Genomic DNA, 17016 nt, shown 5'->3' with positions numbered 1-17016 from the left:
CGAGGCGATTCATCACATCACCGACCTCTTGCCGAGTGAAATCGCCGCGAGCGGCTACAAACTGGTCTTGCTCGACGTGGACAACACCCTGGTGCCGTGGCGCGGCGAGGAGTTTTCGCCCGAAGTCTCGGCGTGGGTGGCCGACGCCAAGGCGGCCGGGTTGCAACTTTGCATCATCAGCAACACCAAGCGGCCCGAACGACTGGCGCGCCTTAGCGAGATTCTTGGCATCGAGGCGATGCGCGGCAAGTTTAAGCCAAGCCGCGAGATGTTCCTGGCGGCCATGAAGAAATTCAACTCGGAGCCCGCGCAAACGCTGATGATCGGCGACCAACTCTTTACCGACATTCTCGGCGGCAATCGCAGCGGCATCGCGACGATTTGGGTTCGACAGATGGGCGAAAGCGAGTTCGCCGGCACGCGCCACATTTCTCGACGAGCCGAGCGATTGGTCACCGGGCGGCTGTATCAAGCCCTGAAAGAGGAAGACGATGACCTGCCGATTGTGCCGCGCGAAGGGATTTTCCAGCGGCGAATCGTCCGGCAAGTGATGAAGTTCCTCATCGTCGGCGGAAGCTCGTTCGCCATCGACATGACGATAAGGTTTCTGCTGTTGCGGGTGGCGCATTGGAACGGCGAGCTGCTGGCCGAGCCCGTCGGTCGCTGGATGCTGGAGCACTTCCCCGCCGCGCTGAGCCACATCAAGGAGCCGGCCAAGGCGGCGGTGTACCCCGCGGCGGCACTGGCGGGGTGTATCGCCATTCTCAACAGCTTTTATTGGAATCGACGCTGGACGTTTGGTATCCACGGCAAGGACGAAATGCGGCAACAGGTCCGGCGTTTCTTTATTCTTTCGATCTCGGTGCTCATCATCAACGCGCTGATTTCGGGCTCGCTCAACAACGTGTTGCCGGGCCATCCGAACCGCAGCCTCTTCGTCGCGACGTTCGTCGCCACCGCCGTCGGGGCGGTGTGCAACTTCCTGGGCCAGCGGCTCTGGGCGTTTCGGAGAGCGAAGTGATCACCGGCGGAACGTACTGGCAGCAAGCCATGCCGGGCGATTTTGCCGTCGTCGGCGACCCCATTGGCCACTCGTGGTCGCCGCGCATTCACCAGGCGGCGTATCAGGCGTTGGGCTTGAACCTACGGTACGAAGCAATTCACGTGCCGCGCGAGGAGTTCAACGAGGCGATGGCGAGTCTGCAGGAACTCGGTTATCGCGGGGTGAATGTCACCCTGCCGCTTAAACTCGAAGCCTACGCCTGGGCGGAGAGCGCCGACGCCGAGTGCCGGAAGTTCGAATCGGCCAACACCATCGAACTCGCCACCCGGCGAGCCACCAACACCGACGGGCAAGGATTTTTGGATTCGCTCGGCTCGCTTAAGGTGCCGGCGCAAGGCCGCGTATTGCTGCTTGGAGCAGGCGGTACCGCGCAATCGCTAGCGCGAGTGCTTACCGAGGCGGGTTACGAACTCGCGATTTACAACCGCACCGCGAGCAAGGCGGAATCTCTGGCCGACAAGGTCGGGGCCGAGTTTTTGGCGCAGCCGAGCGTAGCAGGTTTCGACCTCATTCTCAACACCACGAGCGCGGGGCTCAGCAACGATTCCATGGATATTCCGTGGGGTCAACCCAAGCCGGGCGCGCTGGTTTACGACGTGATCTATGGCGACTTACCGAGCCCGCTGTTGCGCGAGGCGGCGTTGGCCGGATTCCGAACCGTGGATGGTCGCTATATGCTTGTGGCGCAAGCCGCCCGATCATTTGAATGGTGGTTGCAGCAACCCGCTCCGCGCGAGGCGATGATGCAGGCCGTGACATCATGAATGAGCAGTTAGAATTGGCCGCCGCCGCCATTGTGCGCGGGGAGTTGGTGGTGATGCCGACCGAAACCGTGTATGGCTTGGCCGCCGACGCCACCAGCGATGAAGCGGTGCAACGGATTTTTGCGGCGAAAGGTCGCCCCAGCGACAATCCGCTGATCGTTCATATTGCTCGCGCTGAAGATTTGCCGCTCGTCGCTCGCGACATTCCTGACGTGGCATGGGAACTCGCGCGCCGCTTTTGGCCAGGGCCGCTGACGCTGGTGTTGCCAAAAGCCATTTCCGTGAGCACCTTCACGACCGCCGGATTGGAGACGGTGGCCGTTCGGGTCCCGAACCATCCGCTCGCCCGCGAACTCTGTCTGCGCTCCGGACGGCCGCTCGCCGCGCCCAGCGCCAACGTGTTTACTCACCTTTCGCCGACCCGCATTGAGCACCTTTCGCCGGAGATTCGGGCCGCCAGCACGGTGATTCTTGATGGCGGCGCGAGCCGGGTCGGCATCGAATCCACCATTCTCAGCCTGATCGGCGATCAACCGCGCGTCCTGCGCGAGGGCCAGGTGAGCCGAGCGGCGCTTGAAGATGCGCTGGGCATTCCGGTGGCCGTGGGTCCCGTGGACGGGCCGCGCATCGCGCCGGGGCAATACTTGCGGCACTATTCGCCGGATACGCCGGTGGTGCTGGTGGACAAACTCACGCCGCAGCAGCCCGGGCTCTGCTTCGGCACTTGCCAAAACGCGAACCAGCTGATCATGAGCTACGATCCGGCCGAATACGCGTTCGAGCTTTACGACGCGCTGTTTCAACTCGACCAACGCAAGCTCGAAAGCATCGGCATTGAGATGCCGCCGGATTCGCCGGAATGGGCCGCCATCCGCGAGCGGTTGCACAAGGCCGCGGGTCGGTAACATAGGCGGCAAGATGCTTGCCACCACCGTCGCTGCCAGTTTCGCCCTCGCCGCCCCCACCACCGTCGCTGCCAGTTTCGCCCTCGCCGCCCCCGCCATCGTCCCGCGCCCGCTGAGCATTACGCCCAACGGCGAGGCGTTCACCTTCGATTCCAGCGTCGTGCTCGTCGCGGATAAGCGGGCTCGCAGCACGGCCCTCGTGCTGAAAAACGCGCTCGAACCGGCGATGGGTTGGGAGATTCCGGTCGGAAGCCGCGGCGGCAAAGTTGTGCGATTCAAATTCGCCGGAAAGGATTGGCGACTCGGCGAAGAAGGCTATCGCCTCACCACCAAATCCAAGGAGATTGTGGTGGAGGCTTCCACCGAGCGCGGTCTGTTCTACGGCGTGCAGAGCCTGAGGCAGCTCTTGCCCGCGGCGAACTTGCGCCGATCGCCGCAGACCGCGGAGTGGAGCATTCCGGGCGGCGTCATTGAGGACATGCCTCGCTTCCGATGGCGCGGCTCACACCTGGATTCGTGCCGCCACTTCATGCCGAAGAGCTTCGTGCTGAAGTACATCGACCAGCTCGCGTTTCATAAAATGAACACCTTCCATTGGCATCTCACGGATGACCAGGGTTGGCGAATCGAGATCAAGAAGTACCCGAAGCTCACGACCGTGGGCGGCTGGCGCAAGGATTCCACCGTGGTTTACAGCCCGCGCCAAATGACGGGCAAACCGCATGGCGGCTTCTACACGCAAGACGACATCCGCGAGGTGGTGGCCTACGCCAAGGCGCGCCATATCACGGTTGTCCCCGAGATCGAAATGCCGGGCCACGCCCAGGCGGCCATCGCGGCGTACCCCGAACTTGGAAACACGGGCCAGCCGATTGATGTGTGGACGAATTGGGGCGTGAGCACCAGCGTGTTCAACGTCAAGGACGGCACGATTTCGTTCCTGAAGGACGTTCTGACCGAGGTGATGGACCTGTTCCCCAGCCAGTTCATCCACGTGGGCGGCGACGAATGCCCCAAGGATGAGTGGAAGACGAGCGCCGACGTCCAAGCCCGCATGAAGCAGCTCGGCCTGAAGGACGAGCACGAGATGCAGTCGTGGTTCATTCGGCAGTTCGACAGCTTCCTGGCTAGCAAGGGGCGGCGGCTCATCGGCTGGTCCGAGATTCTGGAAGGCGGCCTTGCGCCGGGCGCGGCCCTGATGGTTTGGCTCGGCGACGACGGCGCGTTGCAAGCCGTGCGCTCGGGTCACGACGTGGTGATGGCGCAAGGCACGACCTACTACGACGCGTATCAAAGTGGGGACCGCACCACCGAGCCGCACGCGATTGGCGGCAACACCGACCTCAAGCGGGCTTACGAATACGAGCCGATTCGGCCCGGCATGACGCCCGAGCAAGAAAAGCACGTTCTCGGCGTGCAATGTCAGCTGTGGACCGAGTACATTCCCGACCCGCAAAAGCTGGAGTACATGGCGTTTCCTCGCCTGAGCGCGATGAGCGAAATCGGCTGGACGACGCGCGAACAACGCGACTATGCCGACTTTGAGATTCGCATGAAGGCGCATCGCGCCCGATTGGAGGCCATGGACATCAACTTCCGAGGTCGCGGCAACACGTATCCCTACCCGCTCGCCAGCCCCGGCAAGTAAACTAGGCAGCATGCGTTGGGCGTCTGTGGCGGTACTGGCCATCCTTGTGATGGCGGGTTGCAAAGAGGAGTCGAATGGTTATGGCGGACGACCTCGACCGAAGATTTATCAAAAGGTGGTGAGCCTCAGCCCTTCGATGAGCGAGCTCTCCTCGAAGATGGACCTGCAACTGGCGGGCCGCACGGCCGCCTGTAACTGGCCCGACACCCTGAAAGCGCTTCCGGTGGTGTGCGAAGTCAAGCCGAACTACGAGCTTTTAGCGAGCATGAAGCCCGACCTCGTGATTGTGGACGGCAGCCTGTTCTCCGACGCCGAAATCAGCAAAGTGAAGGAAGCCTCCAAGGCGGAAGTTGTGGAAATGAACGTCCACACGGTCAAGGAACTCACGGACTTTCTTGATAGTCTCGCCGGGAAAGTCGGCGGCGAACTGAGCGCCCACCGCTACATTGATCAGATTGAAACCGCGGTTCGCACCGCCAAGCTCGACGCGGGTGCCCAGCCGAAGAACGCGATTATCCTGATGGGCAACGGCGTGGGCAACTACATGATTGCCGGGCGAAGCTCGTTCACCGCCGACCTCATTCGTTCCGCCGGAGCGAACGTGCTCGGGCCGGACGACGATAAGTTTGCGCCGGCTAACCTGGAGCAAATCATCACCTGGAATCCCGACGTGATCTTTGTGCCGGGCTCGGCCGCGGCGATCATGAAGGACCCGCGCTTGGCCAGCCTGAAGGCGGTGAAAAATGGAGCGGTTGCCGGGGCGAATGCCGACCTGCTACTCCGCGCCGGTTCCCGCGTGGACGGCATGATCTCGCGCGCCACCCAATTTATTCAACAAGGCAAGTAACGCTTGCCGCTTTATCAAATCAATCCTATGAGTACTGCAGAAATCGGTGTGTTTGGCGGCTCAGGCTTTTACAGCCTGCTTGAAAATGTGGAGGAAGTGAAGGTTGATACGCCTTACGGTCCCCCCAGCGATGCGATTTTTATGGCCGAAGTGAGTGGTCGTAAGGTCGCGTTTTTGCCGCGCCACGGACGCAAGCACACGATTCCGCCGCACATGATTAACTACCGCGCGAACGTGTGGGCGATGCGCCAACTGGGCGTCAAGGCGATCATCAGTCCTTGCGCCGCGGGTTCGCTGCAAACGCACGTCGCGCCGGGCCACTTTGTGGTCTGCGACCAGTTTGTGGACCGCACCAACAGTCGCCGCGACACGTTTTTCGATGGGCCGATCGTGACCCACGTTTCGCCCGCCGAAACGTACGATCCGGTGCTGCGGCAGGTCGCGATTGATTGCGTGCGCAAGCATGGCATCACCTGTCACGATCGTGGCACGGTGGTCGTGATCCAGGGCCCGCGCTTCAGCACGAAGGCCGAAAGCAAGTGGTTTACCGATGCCGGTTGGGAAGTCATCAACATGACCCAATATCCCGAGGCGCACCTCTGCCGTGAGCTCGGCATGGCGGTGGTCAACATCGCGCTGATCACCGACTACGATGCCGGTTTGGTCGCCGACGAAGGTCCCGTGAACGCGCACTCGGTGCTCGAAGTTTTCCAAAAGAACGCCGAAAACATCCGCAAAGTCGTACTTGATATGGTGGCGGAATTCCCGCGCGACCTGGATTCGCTCGGCGCGATGGAAAGCCTCGAATTCAGTCGCGGCGACGGTCACGCCACCAGCAAGTACGATATCCGCCTCTTCCAACAATGATCACCTCGGCCGCTCTCGCTCTCTTCTTCGCCGCCCAGCAGGGCCAACTTCAGACCATGGTGGGCGGGGAGATGGTGAACGTGAGCTTGCCGACCGCGGGTTATGTGTTTCCGGGCCGGACACACGAAGACCATCGCGAAAACGCGCTCGGTCGCGTGACGGGTCCGGCATGGACCTGGAGTGACTTCTCGGGCAAACTGGCGACGACGCCGGCCGGCAAGACCACCCGCATTTTGGTGATTCTGCAAATGCGGGCCGAGATGGTGACGATGGGCACCAATGGCCGCAAGTTCCCGAACCAGGCGACCCTTGAGCGCGAGGACGTGGCCGACCTGCGCGACGGCTTGGCCCTTGCCGGTCAGATCATCCGGGTGCAGTCGGGCGGGGCGGTGACGCCGGTGTTTGACATTCACCTGGACAGCTCGGTTGCGCCGCTCGATGCCAGCGCAGAGCTTTATCCGTGGCGCATGAACCGCATGCGCTTTGACCCCGAAGATGCGCCCGCCGTGGAAGGCTACGACATGGCTTGGGTGGTGTGGCCGCGCTCGCAAGGGCCCGACCGGTTGCAGAATATTGACCTTGGCCCGCGCACCGCGACGCTTGGCTACTGGACCGGCGACCTGCCGATGTCGCCGCGCGTCTTGGCGGCTGATTTTGCCCGCGCCTGGAGCGCGTGCAACACCAAAATTGAAGCTGCCGAGCGCATGCGCAGCGGTCTTGAGGTTCCCAGCGGCGAGCACCGACACGACACCGCCGCGAAGGTGGAGAGCTTTGTTTGGAACGGCCAAGCGGAAGGTTCGTTTGGCGATAAGCTGGGCGAGATTTCGGAGGCCTCCGGCCGGCGGAACGGACGCCTTTGCTTGATGAGTCGCAGCGTCGGCGCTCCGGTCGGGCCGATGGCCATGACGCTACGGGCGAAAGCCACGGGCAACGCCGAATACTTCGTCGCCTACAGCGGGCCGGGCAACATGTTCGAGATCGTCGGCTGGATGGGGCCCGAAGCTCGCATGCCGAAGAGCGACTTGGGAATTGGCATTTTGACTTCAGCGGAAGGCACTGTGGCCATGACTCTGCCGCCGAGCAAGTTTCCGGTGAGCGAGATCATCTTGATTCCGGGCAGCGAGGGCGTGATGGGCTCGCTTCGCGAACCCGCGACGCTGACCGTCAGCGATGGCGTAGTCACGGTCCTGAACACTTACACCGGGTTCCCGGTGAGCGCCAGCGACGTGCTTACCGCACTGAATTCGACCGACCTTTCGCTGCAGTGGGAGGCTCTGGAACGGGCCAAAGGCGAACCCGAAACCGCCGACGTGCGGGCCAAAGTGCTGGAGCTGTTCCGCAGTTCAAACCGCACGTTGGCGCGGGCGGCCATGGAATGTTTGGCCACGTGGGGTTCTGTGGAATCCGTAGCCGCGCTCCGAGCCGGGCTGGACAAGGGACCCTTTGAGCACACCCAAGGCAACGCCGCGACCGGCTTGCGCTTGCTGATCGAGGCCAAGAAGCTCGATCCGCTGGTTGACCTCACCATGATTGACGACGCGGCCGCGCTGATCGCGAATCGCGATTGGCGCACGCGCAAGGCAGCGGCTCAGTTGCTCGCGCTCGTTCCCAAGGAGAACGCGAACATCGCGATGTTGCTGATGCTCGGCGACCCCGAACCCGAGGTTCGGCTAACCGCCATCGCGGGGGCGAATCTCAACATTGAGCTGGTGAATCAGCGGCTGCTCTACTACGCCGTGAACGACCCCTACGAAGCGGTGCGCACGGCGGCCTATACGCGGCTGCTCAGCTCGCCAAAGAACGAGATTCGTAAGGAAGCCGAAACATTTATGGCCGACGATAGCCCGTTTGTGGTGCAAGGCGTCCTGATGGGCACGGGGCCGGTTACCCCGGCTCTCATGCGGCAAGCGATTGTCAACCCACTGCCGGATACGCAAGCCGCGGCCCTGGAAGGCTGCTTCAAACGAAAGATCAAGGTGGAGCCAGATTGGGTGAAGCACCTGGCCAGCACCAACCACTTGCCCACCCAAATGGCGATGGCGAAACTCGTCTCAGGCGGGTTGCTGAACCTGCCGCAATCCGCGCTCCAACACCTCATGAGCAGCCCCAGCCAGGGCGTGAAAGATACGCTCGCCGGGAGTCACCGTTGAAGCTGGTGTTTGGCAGCGACCACGCCGGATTTCGCTATCGGCAAATGCTCGCCGAACACGCAAGGAACCTAGGTCATTCGGTCACCGAAGTAGGTGCGGAGGGTCTGGAGAGTTACGATTACCCCGACGCGAGCGACGCGTTGGCCCCTTATCTTTTGGAGAGCAAGGCCGACCTTGGCGTGCTCATCTGCGGGTCGGGCATCGGCGTGAGCATCCGGGCCAACCGGTACCCGCACATTCGCGCCGCACTGTGCACCACCGTTGAATTGGGCCAGTTGGCGCGTCAACACAACCACGCGAACGTGCTTTGCCTGGGCGAACGCATCATTTCCGAAGAGCTCGCGCGCGGCATTTTTGATGCATTTCTGGCGACCAAACCCGATAATGAACAACGTCATGAAAAGAGGGTGAAGAAACTTGACGCCCCTTTAGGTTGTTGAACGAAGAATGAGCAAATCCACCACCCCAAAATGGCTCCCCTACGCGGCCGTGGCCCTGTGCATCGGCGGGTTTTTGGGTGGCACCGCGTGGCGCGGTCGAGTGGACGACGTACCGAAAGTTCCGGCGAGCGGCATCTTAGCCCCGCCCGAGCAGCTCTTGGCTAGCAACGACCGCAAGCCGCCGGCCACCAAAATCGCGGCGGATGACTATTTCCTGAGCCTTGTCGCGAAGATCGACGAGCTTTACGTCGAGGAGGTGAAGAACCATCAGGACCTCGCGATTGGCGGAGCCAAAGGCATGGTCGCCAGCCTCGGCGATCCGCTCGCCATCTTCATGACCAAGAGCCAATTCGAGGCGTATCAAAGCGCGCGGCATGGCCGATTTAGCGGCGTGGGGCTGGAGCTCGAATTTAAGTGGCAAGCCAAGCGCCCGACCGACAGCCAGCGCGAGGCCGACGTCTACAGCGATATTCCGGAACTCGTGGTGACGAGCGTGGTGCCCGGCAGCGCGGCGGAGAAAGCGGGTCTCGCCATCGGCGACAAAATTGATTCGCTCGATGGCCGCTGGCTGCTGAGCACGGCACGCATCAAGTACTTCCGCGAAACCTCCGCCACTTTGCGCAAGACTCGGCCCTGGACTTCCGACGCCGAAAAGAAGCTCAAGCTTTTGGACGAGCAGATTAAGAAGGGCACCACCCTCACCAAGGTGCGCGACATTCTGATGGCGAACGGCGAAAAGCCGCTGGACCTCACGATTCAGCGCGCCGGAGCCACCAAAACCGTGAAGCTCATGGCGAAGGGTGTGACCGCCCCGCCGGTGTCGCTGCAAGACGGCAAGCCCGCGCAACTCCGATTCTTCCTCGGGGCGGCCGACGAGCTTGCCCGACTAAGCACGAAGGAGCCCCTGGAGCTTGATCTGCGGAACAGCACGATGGGCGACTTCGACGCCATGAAAGACTGCTTAAGTTTGTTCGGTGGCCAAACGACTTGGGGCAATATTGTGGACGAACGCCAACGCACGCCGCGCCCTCTCACAACGAACGGCGAAGATAAATTTGGGCCGGTCAAGCTATTGGTCGACAACACGACGGTCGGCATGGCCGTCATCTTTGCTCAGGCTCTGGTGGCGGCGGGCAAGGCCGAACTCGTGGGCACGTTACCCGCGAAGTCGCCCACCGTCTTGACCACCCAAACCTTGCCCGATGGCAGCGGATTCACGCTCCCCATCGGCACGTTCCAACCCGCCAAGGTGTCCAAATGAAGCGCTGGATTTCACTTCTCGCCGGGCTCATCCTAGCCCCCGCCACGTTCTTTATGGTCGGATTCTCCGCGCCAGAACTGCGCGACCAAAGGCTGCCCGATGGCGAAACCCTCGCCCGGGTCTTGCCGAAGGAAAAGAAGGAGGTCGCGCCGGTGGAGACCTTCCTGCAGGTGCACGACTTTATCCATCAGAACTACTACAAAAAGGTGGACGATGCCGACCTGACCTACGCCGGAATGTCCGGGGTGATGGCCTCGCTGGGCGATCCGCATACGATGTTCTTTGAACCCGAAGTCAGCGAAGCCTTTGCCGAAGAAACCCGCGGCGCGCAAAACTATGGCGGCGTCGGCGCACGGCTCATGCGGCACGATCTCGGCGTCAAAATCACCAGTGCCTTCCCCACCGGCCCGGCCTATCAGGCGGGCATTCGCGATCGCGATATCATCACCCACGTCAACGGCAAGTCCATCGCGGGCCAAGAGACGGACGCGATCATCAAACAAATTAAGGGACCCGAAGGAACGAACGTCAAATTGCGCGTTCTTCGCGGCAACGGCTCGACGCCCGAGTTCACCATCCGCCGCGCGCAGGTGTTGCAGCCCAGCGTGGATGGCACGATGATCGAGGGCAGCAACGTCGTCTACATCAGCGTGTTTGGCTTTAGCCAGGTGACCGCGCGGCAGTTCGAAGAGCAGCTCAACCGCTTTGGCGTAGAGAACGCCGAGGGCCTGATTATCGACCTGCGCGGCAACCCCGGCGGCCTGCTCGAAGCCGCCCGCGACATGCTTTCGATGTTCGCCGAAAACAAGATCGTGGTGAGCATGCGCGACCGCACCGGCAACCAGCAAGTCACCAAGACTTATCACAACTTCAAGCGAGACATTCGTTGCCCGGTGGTCATTCTCATCAACGAGGATTCGGCCAGCGCGAGCGAAATCTTTGCCGGCGCGATGAAGGATTACGGCCTCGCCACTCTGGTCGGCGCGCACTCCTACGGCAAGGCCAGCGTGCAGAATCTGATTCCGTTTAACGATGGGGCCAGCGCCAAAATCACCGTGGCGAAGTACTTCCTGCCGAACGGAGCCGACATTTCGCGCAAGCAAGATGACGATGGCCAGTGGCTTTCGGGCGGGCTCAAGCCGGATGTCGAAGTGAAAATGAGCTTCCACCCGGATACGCAGGTGGGCGATCCCAACACCGACGCTCAGCTGAAAAAGGCGCTCGAAGTCATCAAGGAGAAGCGAGCTTTCTAGCCATGCGTTGGATGGCGATTGACGGCGGAGGCACCTCCGCCAAAATTCGCATCGAAGACGCCAGCGGCCTGGTTTTTGAATCGCAAGGGGGGCCGTGCAACTGGTTCACCACGCCTCGCGAGCAGTGGATTCAGACGATTCGCGAGGCTGTTCGCGGCGAAACCGCCGACGCGGTTTACGGTTGTTTCGCGGGCGCATTGCCCGCCGATGAAGCAGTTTGCGCGGCCGCGCTAGCCCAAGCGATTGGTTTGGCACCCGAACGATGTCGAGCCGAAAGCGATTGCGCGGCGGCGTTGGCCGCGTTTCCCGAGGGCACTTTGGTCGGTGTCATCGCGGGCACGGGTAGCTCCATTTTCAGTCGCGTGGATGGGCGGCTCGTGCGCTCGGGTGGGGGCGGTCCTTTCCTCGGCGATGCGGGTAGCGCGGTGGACATCATGCGCCGCTGGATCAACGCCAACGTTGTGGTCGCCGGGCCGACCGGCAACTCCGCAACCCACGAAAAGCTTGCCGAACTCGCGGGTGGCGTGGATCGCGACGCCGTCCTTCGCTGGCTGTATCAAACTCCCAATCCCGCCGCCGCGCTCGCCCCGCTGTTCCCCACTCTCGCGGCCAACAACTCGCAAGACCCCGCGATTCAGAGCAGTTTGGGCGACCTCGCCACGCAAGTGGCGGCGCATCTTTCGCACTATCATCCCGGCCAAACTAACCCGACCGTTGGCCTCGCCGGAGGCGTGTGGGAGGCGCATCCCGACCTCCGCATCGCATTCAGTCACCACCTGATTTCGGCTACAATAGTGGAGCCGTCAATGACGCCGGTCGAAGGTGCGATGCGCCTGGCAAAAGCTACGTTTTCATGAGCACAGAAGGAAGAAACCCCCGTTCATTTGGCCTGGACAAGATGTCCGCCGAAGAGATCATGCGATTGATGAATGAGGAGGAGCAGGTCGTTCAGCGCGTGTTGCAATCCTGCGAACGCGAACTCGCCATCACCGCGGCCAAGGCCGCCGAAGCCTTTCAACGAGGTGGGCGCATCATCTATGTCGGGGCTGGCACCAGCGGACGCATCGCCGTGATGGACGCCGCCGAAATGCCGCCGACCTTTGGCATTGACGCCGGACGATTTATCGGGATTCAGGCCGGAGGCGACACCGCCGTGGGCCAAGCCGTGGAGGAGAGCGAAGATAGCGAACACGCCGCCGTGGAAGCGCTCAACGCCATCGATCTCAACAAAAACGACGTCGTGGTCGGCATCGCCGCATCGGGCAAAACGCCATTCGTGGTCGCCGCCATTCGGCATGCGCACCAAAAGGGCGTGTGGACTTGCGGCATCGCCAACAACCGCAACACGCCGGTGCTCACCGCCGCCGATTTGGGCATCCTTATGGATACCGGCCCCGAGGTCTTGACTGGTAGCACCCGCCTGAAGGCCGGCACCGCACAAAAGCTCGCCCTCAACCGCATCAGCACCGGCGCAATGGTGCTGAGCGGCAAGGTCATCGAGAACCTAATGGTGGATGTCAAGGCGAAGAACGCGAAGCTCAAAGAGCGTTGCGTGCGGATCGTGCGCGAGCTTTCGACCGCGACCGAAGATGAGGCGCACGCCGCCTTGGAGGCTCATGACTGGAACATTCGTAAGGTGCTGGAAGAACTCCGCGCCGCCGCTCCTAGCGCTTAGCTTTTTGCTTTGCGGCTGTGGCCGCCAGCCGGCGGAGCCAACCCCGCCCGCTCTGGTCCCCGCGAAATCCACGCAGTTCTTAGGCAACGGCACGATGGGGTTCCGCGTCGGCGACTTCGGTCTCGGGAACGGGTTGCCCGCGTTCTCGTTGGATAGCTACCAAAAAACCGGCGAAGAGAAGATTGTGCCGGTGCCGCACCCCCTCAACGGGAAGTTGGAGTGGGAACTCAACGGCAAGCGCATGGCCGCCAGGTTGTTGCGGCAGACGCAAACCTGGGAGGTCGGCAAGGTGATCACTAAGGGCACGGCCCAGGCGGGCGGCAAACAGTGGGAGTTCACCGCCGAGACGGCGGTGAATTCGTACCTGCAACTGACCTGGTCGCTACAGGTTTCCGGCGACGCGGTGCCCATTTACGACGGCAAGCCGCTAACCGAAGAGATCAGAATTCCCGTTGCCGGGCGAATCCGCGTTCCGCGGGCAACCTTGACCATCGAATCCACCGACAAGGACGATGAACGGTTTGTGCAGATCGCTTCCCAACGGCTGCAAACCGAGCTTCCCGAACAGCCACGGCAGTTTGCGCCGATGGGGCTGAGCAGCGAGATTTACTTTGGGCACACGTTCTGGGATGCGGATGTGTGGATGATGCCGGTGTTGGTGTGGCTTGCGCCGGATTCGGCCAACGCCCTCGCCCAATTTCGCCTGCAGCGCCTCCCGCAGGCCAAATCCAACTTTAGCGAGTGGCTCGCGGACGGCACGCCAATCGGCAAGGGCAAGCTCGATCTCAGCGGGGCGCGGGTGCACGTGCTCGGCGCGATGTTCCCCTGGGAAAGCAGCGTGAGTGGCCGCGAGACCGTGCCCGGGCCGAGTCGTTTTCAGCACCACATTTCAGGCTCCGTCATGCTTGGTCTGGAACGCGCCAAGGACTTTTTGCCGCAACTCAATATCACCGACGCGGGGCGGTCGGTGGCGAGTTTCTACCAATCGCGGGCGCAAGAGGTGCGGCCCGGCGAGCAAGGCATCTTCGGCACGATGAGCCCCGACGAGCACCACACCGGCGACAACGATCTTTACACCAACATCCTCGCCGAGCAGGTCGTGCGCAGTTACGCCGACCCCACGTGGACCGCCGCCCGCCCGCGCGATGCAACCACCTTTTTGACCTACAACGGCGACCGGCTGCGCACCTACAAGCAGGCCGCCGCCTTGTTGAGCATCTACCCGCTGCAAGACCCGGCCGCCGAAAAAGAGGCCAGCCAAATGCTGACCAGATTCGCGGGCAAGGTCATTGATAACGGCCCAGCGATGAGCCACGCCATTGACGCGACCGTGCGAGCGCGGTTCGGCGATGTCGAACAAGCCTATCGGGAGTGGCGCGATAGCTGGGTGCCCTACACGACGGACGGCGACCTCTTCCGCGAGAAAAAAGCCGCGCAGCAAGATCGCTCGATCTTCTACACGGGGATGGCGGGCTCGCTGCAAACCGTGATCTACGGGTTCGGCGGCGCTCGCATCGACGACAAGCCCAGCGGGCTCAAACTACCCAGCGGACGCTATCTGAGCTTCAAACCCCGGCTCCCGCAAGCCTGGAACAGCATCCGGCTGAGCGGGATTGTCATCGGCACCAAGACCTACGACATCGCGATTTCAAAGAGCGGGGCTCACATCAATAGTCGCGGAAACTAAAGACGGCGTCGCCGACAAACACCGAGTCGTCTTCATCCGCGCCGAGCTCGCGCAGGCGCTCGATCACGCCCATGCGCTCTAAGCGTCGGTGCAAAAATCGCACACTATCGGTGTTGTTGAGGTTGGTCATTTTCACCATGCGCAGCACACGGCGACCGATGACTTCCCAGCCGCCTTCGGGCGCGGGCACGACGTCCCAGCCCTCGTCCACTTCTTCGCGCGCGGTGGCGGGCATGAGCGTCGGCATGCTTTCGACGCTCTCCTGCGCTTCAAGGGTGCTCACCACCTCGTAGAGCATCGGGTCGAGGCCGAGCTTCGCCGCGCCCGAACCGGCGAAAACGGGGATGCCGTCGCGCTGCAAGCGATCGCGGAGTTCCTGCAGGCGATCGTTCTCCGGCGAGCCCGGGGCAATCATGTCAATTTTGTTGAGCAACACGACGCGCGGCCGCGACCACACCTCCTCGCTGTATTCCTTGAGCTCATTTTCGATGAGCTCAAAGTTGCGCACCGGATCGCTTTCGTCGATCGGGGCCATGTCCACCACGTGGATAAGCACCTTGGTGCGCTCGATGTGCCGCAAAAATTGGTGCCCCAGGCCGTGGCCGAGCCGCGCGCCCTCGATGAGGCCGGGCATGTCGGCCATGACAAACGACTTGTCGCCGAGGGAGACCACGCCCAGATTCGGCGTAATCGTCGTAAACGGGTAGTCGCCGATTTTCGGGCGGGCCGCGCTGAGCGCGCCGAGCAGGGTGCTCTTCCCCGCGTTTGGCAGGCCAATCAGGCCGACGTCGGCGAGCAGCTTGAGCTCGAGCTTTGCCGTCACGGTTTCGCCGGGTGCGCCCTTTTCGGCGAAGTTGGGTACTTGGCGCACGCTACTGACATAGTGCAGGTTGCCGCGACCGCCGCGACCGCCCTTGCAGACCACAAACTTCATGCCGTGCAAGTTAAGGTCAGCGAGCTGCTCATCCATCACGGTGTCCCATATGACGGTGCCGACCGGCACCTTGACGATGACGTCCTTGGAGCTGCGTCCGCGCTTGTTGCCGACGGCGTGCGCGCCGGGCTCGGCGCTAAACTTGCGGCGCATCGAGAAATCGTAGAGGGTTCGCATGCCGCGCTCGGCCATGAGAATCACGTTGCCGCCGCGTCCACCATCCGCGCCATTGGGACCGCCACGCGGGACATGCTTTTCGCGGTGGAAGGCCACAGCCCCCGAACCACCGTCCCCGGACACAAACTCAACGATGGCCTCATCAAAAAACATAACCCTATTATGAAGCTTTGCGCCGAACCTTAAACTAGTGAAAGCACCGGGGCCCGGTGCTCGTCCAAAATAAGGCTATGAAGCACCTCACTTTCGCTCTCGCGAGCCTCTCTTTGGCGGGTTCCGCGCTCGCCCAAACCACCGCCATGCGGGTGGCCAGCTACAACCTGGAATGGTTCGGCGAAGGCGCAACGGCGGAGCGGATCGCGAACATCAATTCGGTGCTCAGCAACCTCAAGCCGAACGTGATCGGCCTGATGGAAGTGCAAAGCAAGGCCGCCGTGGCGCAGCTGTTTCCTGCGGGTGGCGACTGGCAAGTGGGCATTCAAGATGACCCGACCGAACCGCAAGAGCTGGCAATCGCGGTGCGCAAACCGTTCAAGTTGGTGGAGTGGGAGTTGGTGTTTACTCGCCCGCTTTTCAACCCGATGTTCCCCAACCGCCGCGACGTGATTCGGGCGATTGTGGAAGCGCCGAACGGACGGCAAGTGCCCGTTTACGTGCTGCACCTCAAGTCGCGATCGGGCGGCCGCATGCAAACCGACCTGCAGCGCGAAGCTGCTGCCGGCATGTTGGCGAGCTTTCTCTACGGATTAAGCGGGACCGAAAAAGACTACATCGTGATGGGCGACTTCAACGATTCGCCCGACGATCGCTCGGTGAATATTCTCGAATCGGGCGATCTGATGTGTCCGGCGGGTGCGGGTACGCCGCAGAAAGTCTGCATCAACCTGGCCCAAGATCTCTACGCCAAGGACTACGTGACGCACGGGCTGGAGCGAGTGTTTAAGGGCGAGGACATGACGCCGATCGTGACCGGGGCTTCGGCGAGCAACGACAACGTGCGCGGCAAGGATTACAAGTTCCCCGACGACGTGCCCGTAACGCAGATTCTGTTCGACCAGATTTTGGTGTCGCCGAAGCTCGCCAAAGAAGTGCCGGGCAAGATGCAGATTTACGCGAAGGCAGATTCGATTCGCGGCAAGGGGCCGCGTGTGAAGGTGACCGACCAACCCGACGGCACTCGCTTGGTGGAGTGGCTCGAAAAAGGCACCCAAGCGAGCGACCACCAGCCGGTGTACGCCGACTTCGCGCTCGGCGTACCCCGTCCGCCAACCAAGTAGAAACGGGCACAAAACCCGCAAGAAAGAAAGTCGCGCCAAGGGCGTGGCCGATTGCTATAATCCCACTA

General features: G+C 62.0%; 15 protein-coding genes. 14 read left to right on the top strand and 1 reads right to left on the bottom strand.

Annotation, left to right across the window (positions count from 1 at the left end):
• Positions 1-28 precede the first annotated feature (28 nt).
• Genes JNJ45_12255 through JNJ45_12195 form a run of 13 tightly spaced genes read left to right on the top strand, consistent with a single transcriptional unit; the run spans position 29 to position 14560 of the window.
• Positions 29-1021 carry a YqeG family HAD IIIA-type phosphatase gene (locus JNJ45_12255; GenBank protein MBL8049443.1) on the top strand — a complete coding sequence of 331 codons (993 nt, stop codon included), beginning with the start codon at positions 29-31 and terminating at the stop codon, positions 1019-1021.
• Positions 1018-1827 carry a shikimate dehydrogenase gene (gene aroE / locus JNJ45_12250; protein MBL8049442.1) on the top strand — a complete coding sequence of 270 codons (810 nt, stop codon included), beginning with the start codon at positions 1018-1020 and terminating at the stop codon, positions 1825-1827. The genes JNJ45_12255 and aroE overlap by 4 nt, the downstream gene beginning before the upstream one ends.
• A complete protein-coding gene (locus tag JNJ45_12245; protein MBL8049441.1) occupies positions 1824-2732 on the top strand; it encodes a threonylcarbamoyl-AMP synthase in 909 nt (302 codons plus the stop codon). The genes aroE and JNJ45_12245 overlap by 4 nt, the downstream gene beginning before the upstream one ends.
• Positions 2733-2745: 13 nt before the next feature.
• On the top strand, positions 2746-4380 hold the full coding sequence (locus tag JNJ45_12240; GenBank protein ID MBL8049440.1) for a beta-N-acetylhexosaminidase: 1635 nt from the start codon (positions 2746-2748) through the stop codon (positions 4378-4380).
• 10 nt (positions 4381-4390) lie between these two features.
• Positions 4391-5227 carry an ABC transporter substrate-binding protein gene (locus JNJ45_12235; protein ID MBL8049439.1) on the top strand — a complete coding sequence of 279 codons (837 nt, stop codon included), beginning with the start codon at positions 4391-4393 and terminating at the stop codon, positions 5225-5227.
• 27 nt (positions 5228-5254) lie between these two features.
• On the top strand, positions 5255-6094 hold the full coding sequence (locus JNJ45_12230; GenBank protein MBL8049438.1) for an S-methyl-5'-thioadenosine phosphorylase: 840 nt from the start codon (positions 5255-5257) through the stop codon (positions 6092-6094).
• Positions 6091-8244, top strand: a complete 2154-nt coding sequence (locus JNJ45_12225; protein ID MBL8049437.1) for a HEAT repeat domain-containing protein — start codon at positions 6091-6093, stop codon at positions 8242-8244. The genes JNJ45_12230 and JNJ45_12225 overlap by 4 nt, the downstream gene beginning before the upstream one ends.
• Positions 8241-8684 carry an RpiB/LacA/LacB family sugar-phosphate isomerase gene (locus JNJ45_12220; protein MBL8049436.1) on the top strand — a complete coding sequence of 148 codons (444 nt, stop codon included), beginning with the start codon at positions 8241-8243 and terminating at the stop codon, positions 8682-8684. The genes JNJ45_12225 and JNJ45_12220 overlap by 4 nt, the downstream gene beginning before the upstream one ends.
• 7 nt (positions 8685-8691) lie before the next feature.
• A complete protein-coding gene (locus JNJ45_12215) occupies positions 8692-9945 on the top strand; it encodes a PDZ domain-containing protein (protein MBL8049435.1) in 1254 nt (417 codons plus the stop codon).
• The gene (locus JNJ45_12210) at positions 9942-11198 is read left to right on the top strand and encodes a S41 family peptidase (protein ID MBL8049434.1); all 1257 of its coding nucleotides are present in this window, start codon (positions 9942-9944) and stop codon (positions 11196-11198) included. The genes JNJ45_12215 and JNJ45_12210 overlap by 4 nt, the downstream gene beginning before the upstream one ends.
• A 2-nt stretch (positions 11199-11200) precedes the next feature.
• On the top strand, positions 11201-12055 hold the full coding sequence (locus JNJ45_12205; protein ID MBL8049433.1) for a hypothetical protein: 855 nt from the start codon (positions 11201-11203) through the stop codon (positions 12053-12055).
• Entirely contained in the window at positions 12052-12873 is an 822-nt protein-coding gene (murQ, locus tag JNJ45_12200; protein MBL8049432.1) for an N-acetylmuramic acid 6-phosphate etherase, read from the top strand. Before JNJ45_12205 ends, murQ begins: the two co-directional genes overlap by 4 nt.
• Entirely contained in the window at positions 12815-14560 is a 1746-nt protein-coding gene (locus tag JNJ45_12195; protein ID MBL8049431.1) for a hypothetical protein, read from the top strand. Before murQ ends, JNJ45_12195 begins: the two co-directional genes overlap by 59 nt.
• Here the strand turns inward: JNJ45_12195 and obgE are convergent.
• A complete protein-coding gene (gene obgE / locus JNJ45_12190) occupies positions 14541-15824 on the bottom strand; it encodes a GTPase ObgE (protein ID MBL8049430.1) in 1284 nt (427 codons plus the stop codon). The genes JNJ45_12195 and obgE overlap by 20 nt on opposite strands.
• A 77-nt stretch (positions 15825-15901) precedes the next feature.
• Between obgE and JNJ45_12185 the strand changes: the two genes are divergently transcribed.
• Positions 15902-16948: an endonuclease/exonuclease/phosphatase family protein gene (locus JNJ45_12185; GenBank protein ID MBL8049429.1), complete on the top strand. Its 1047-nt coding sequence runs from the start codon at positions 15902-15904 to the stop codon at positions 16946-16948.
• The last annotated feature ends 68 nt before the right edge of the window (positions 16949-17016 follow it).

Origin of the sequence: Chthonomonas sp. (assembly GCA_016788425.1) — a bacterium.
Lineage (GTDB): Bacteria > Armatimonadota > Fimbriimonadia > Fimbriimonadales > Fimbriimonadaceae > JAEURQ01.
Note: the sequence above shows the minus strand (reverse complement) of the source record. Positions and strands in the feature narration are given on the sequence as shown.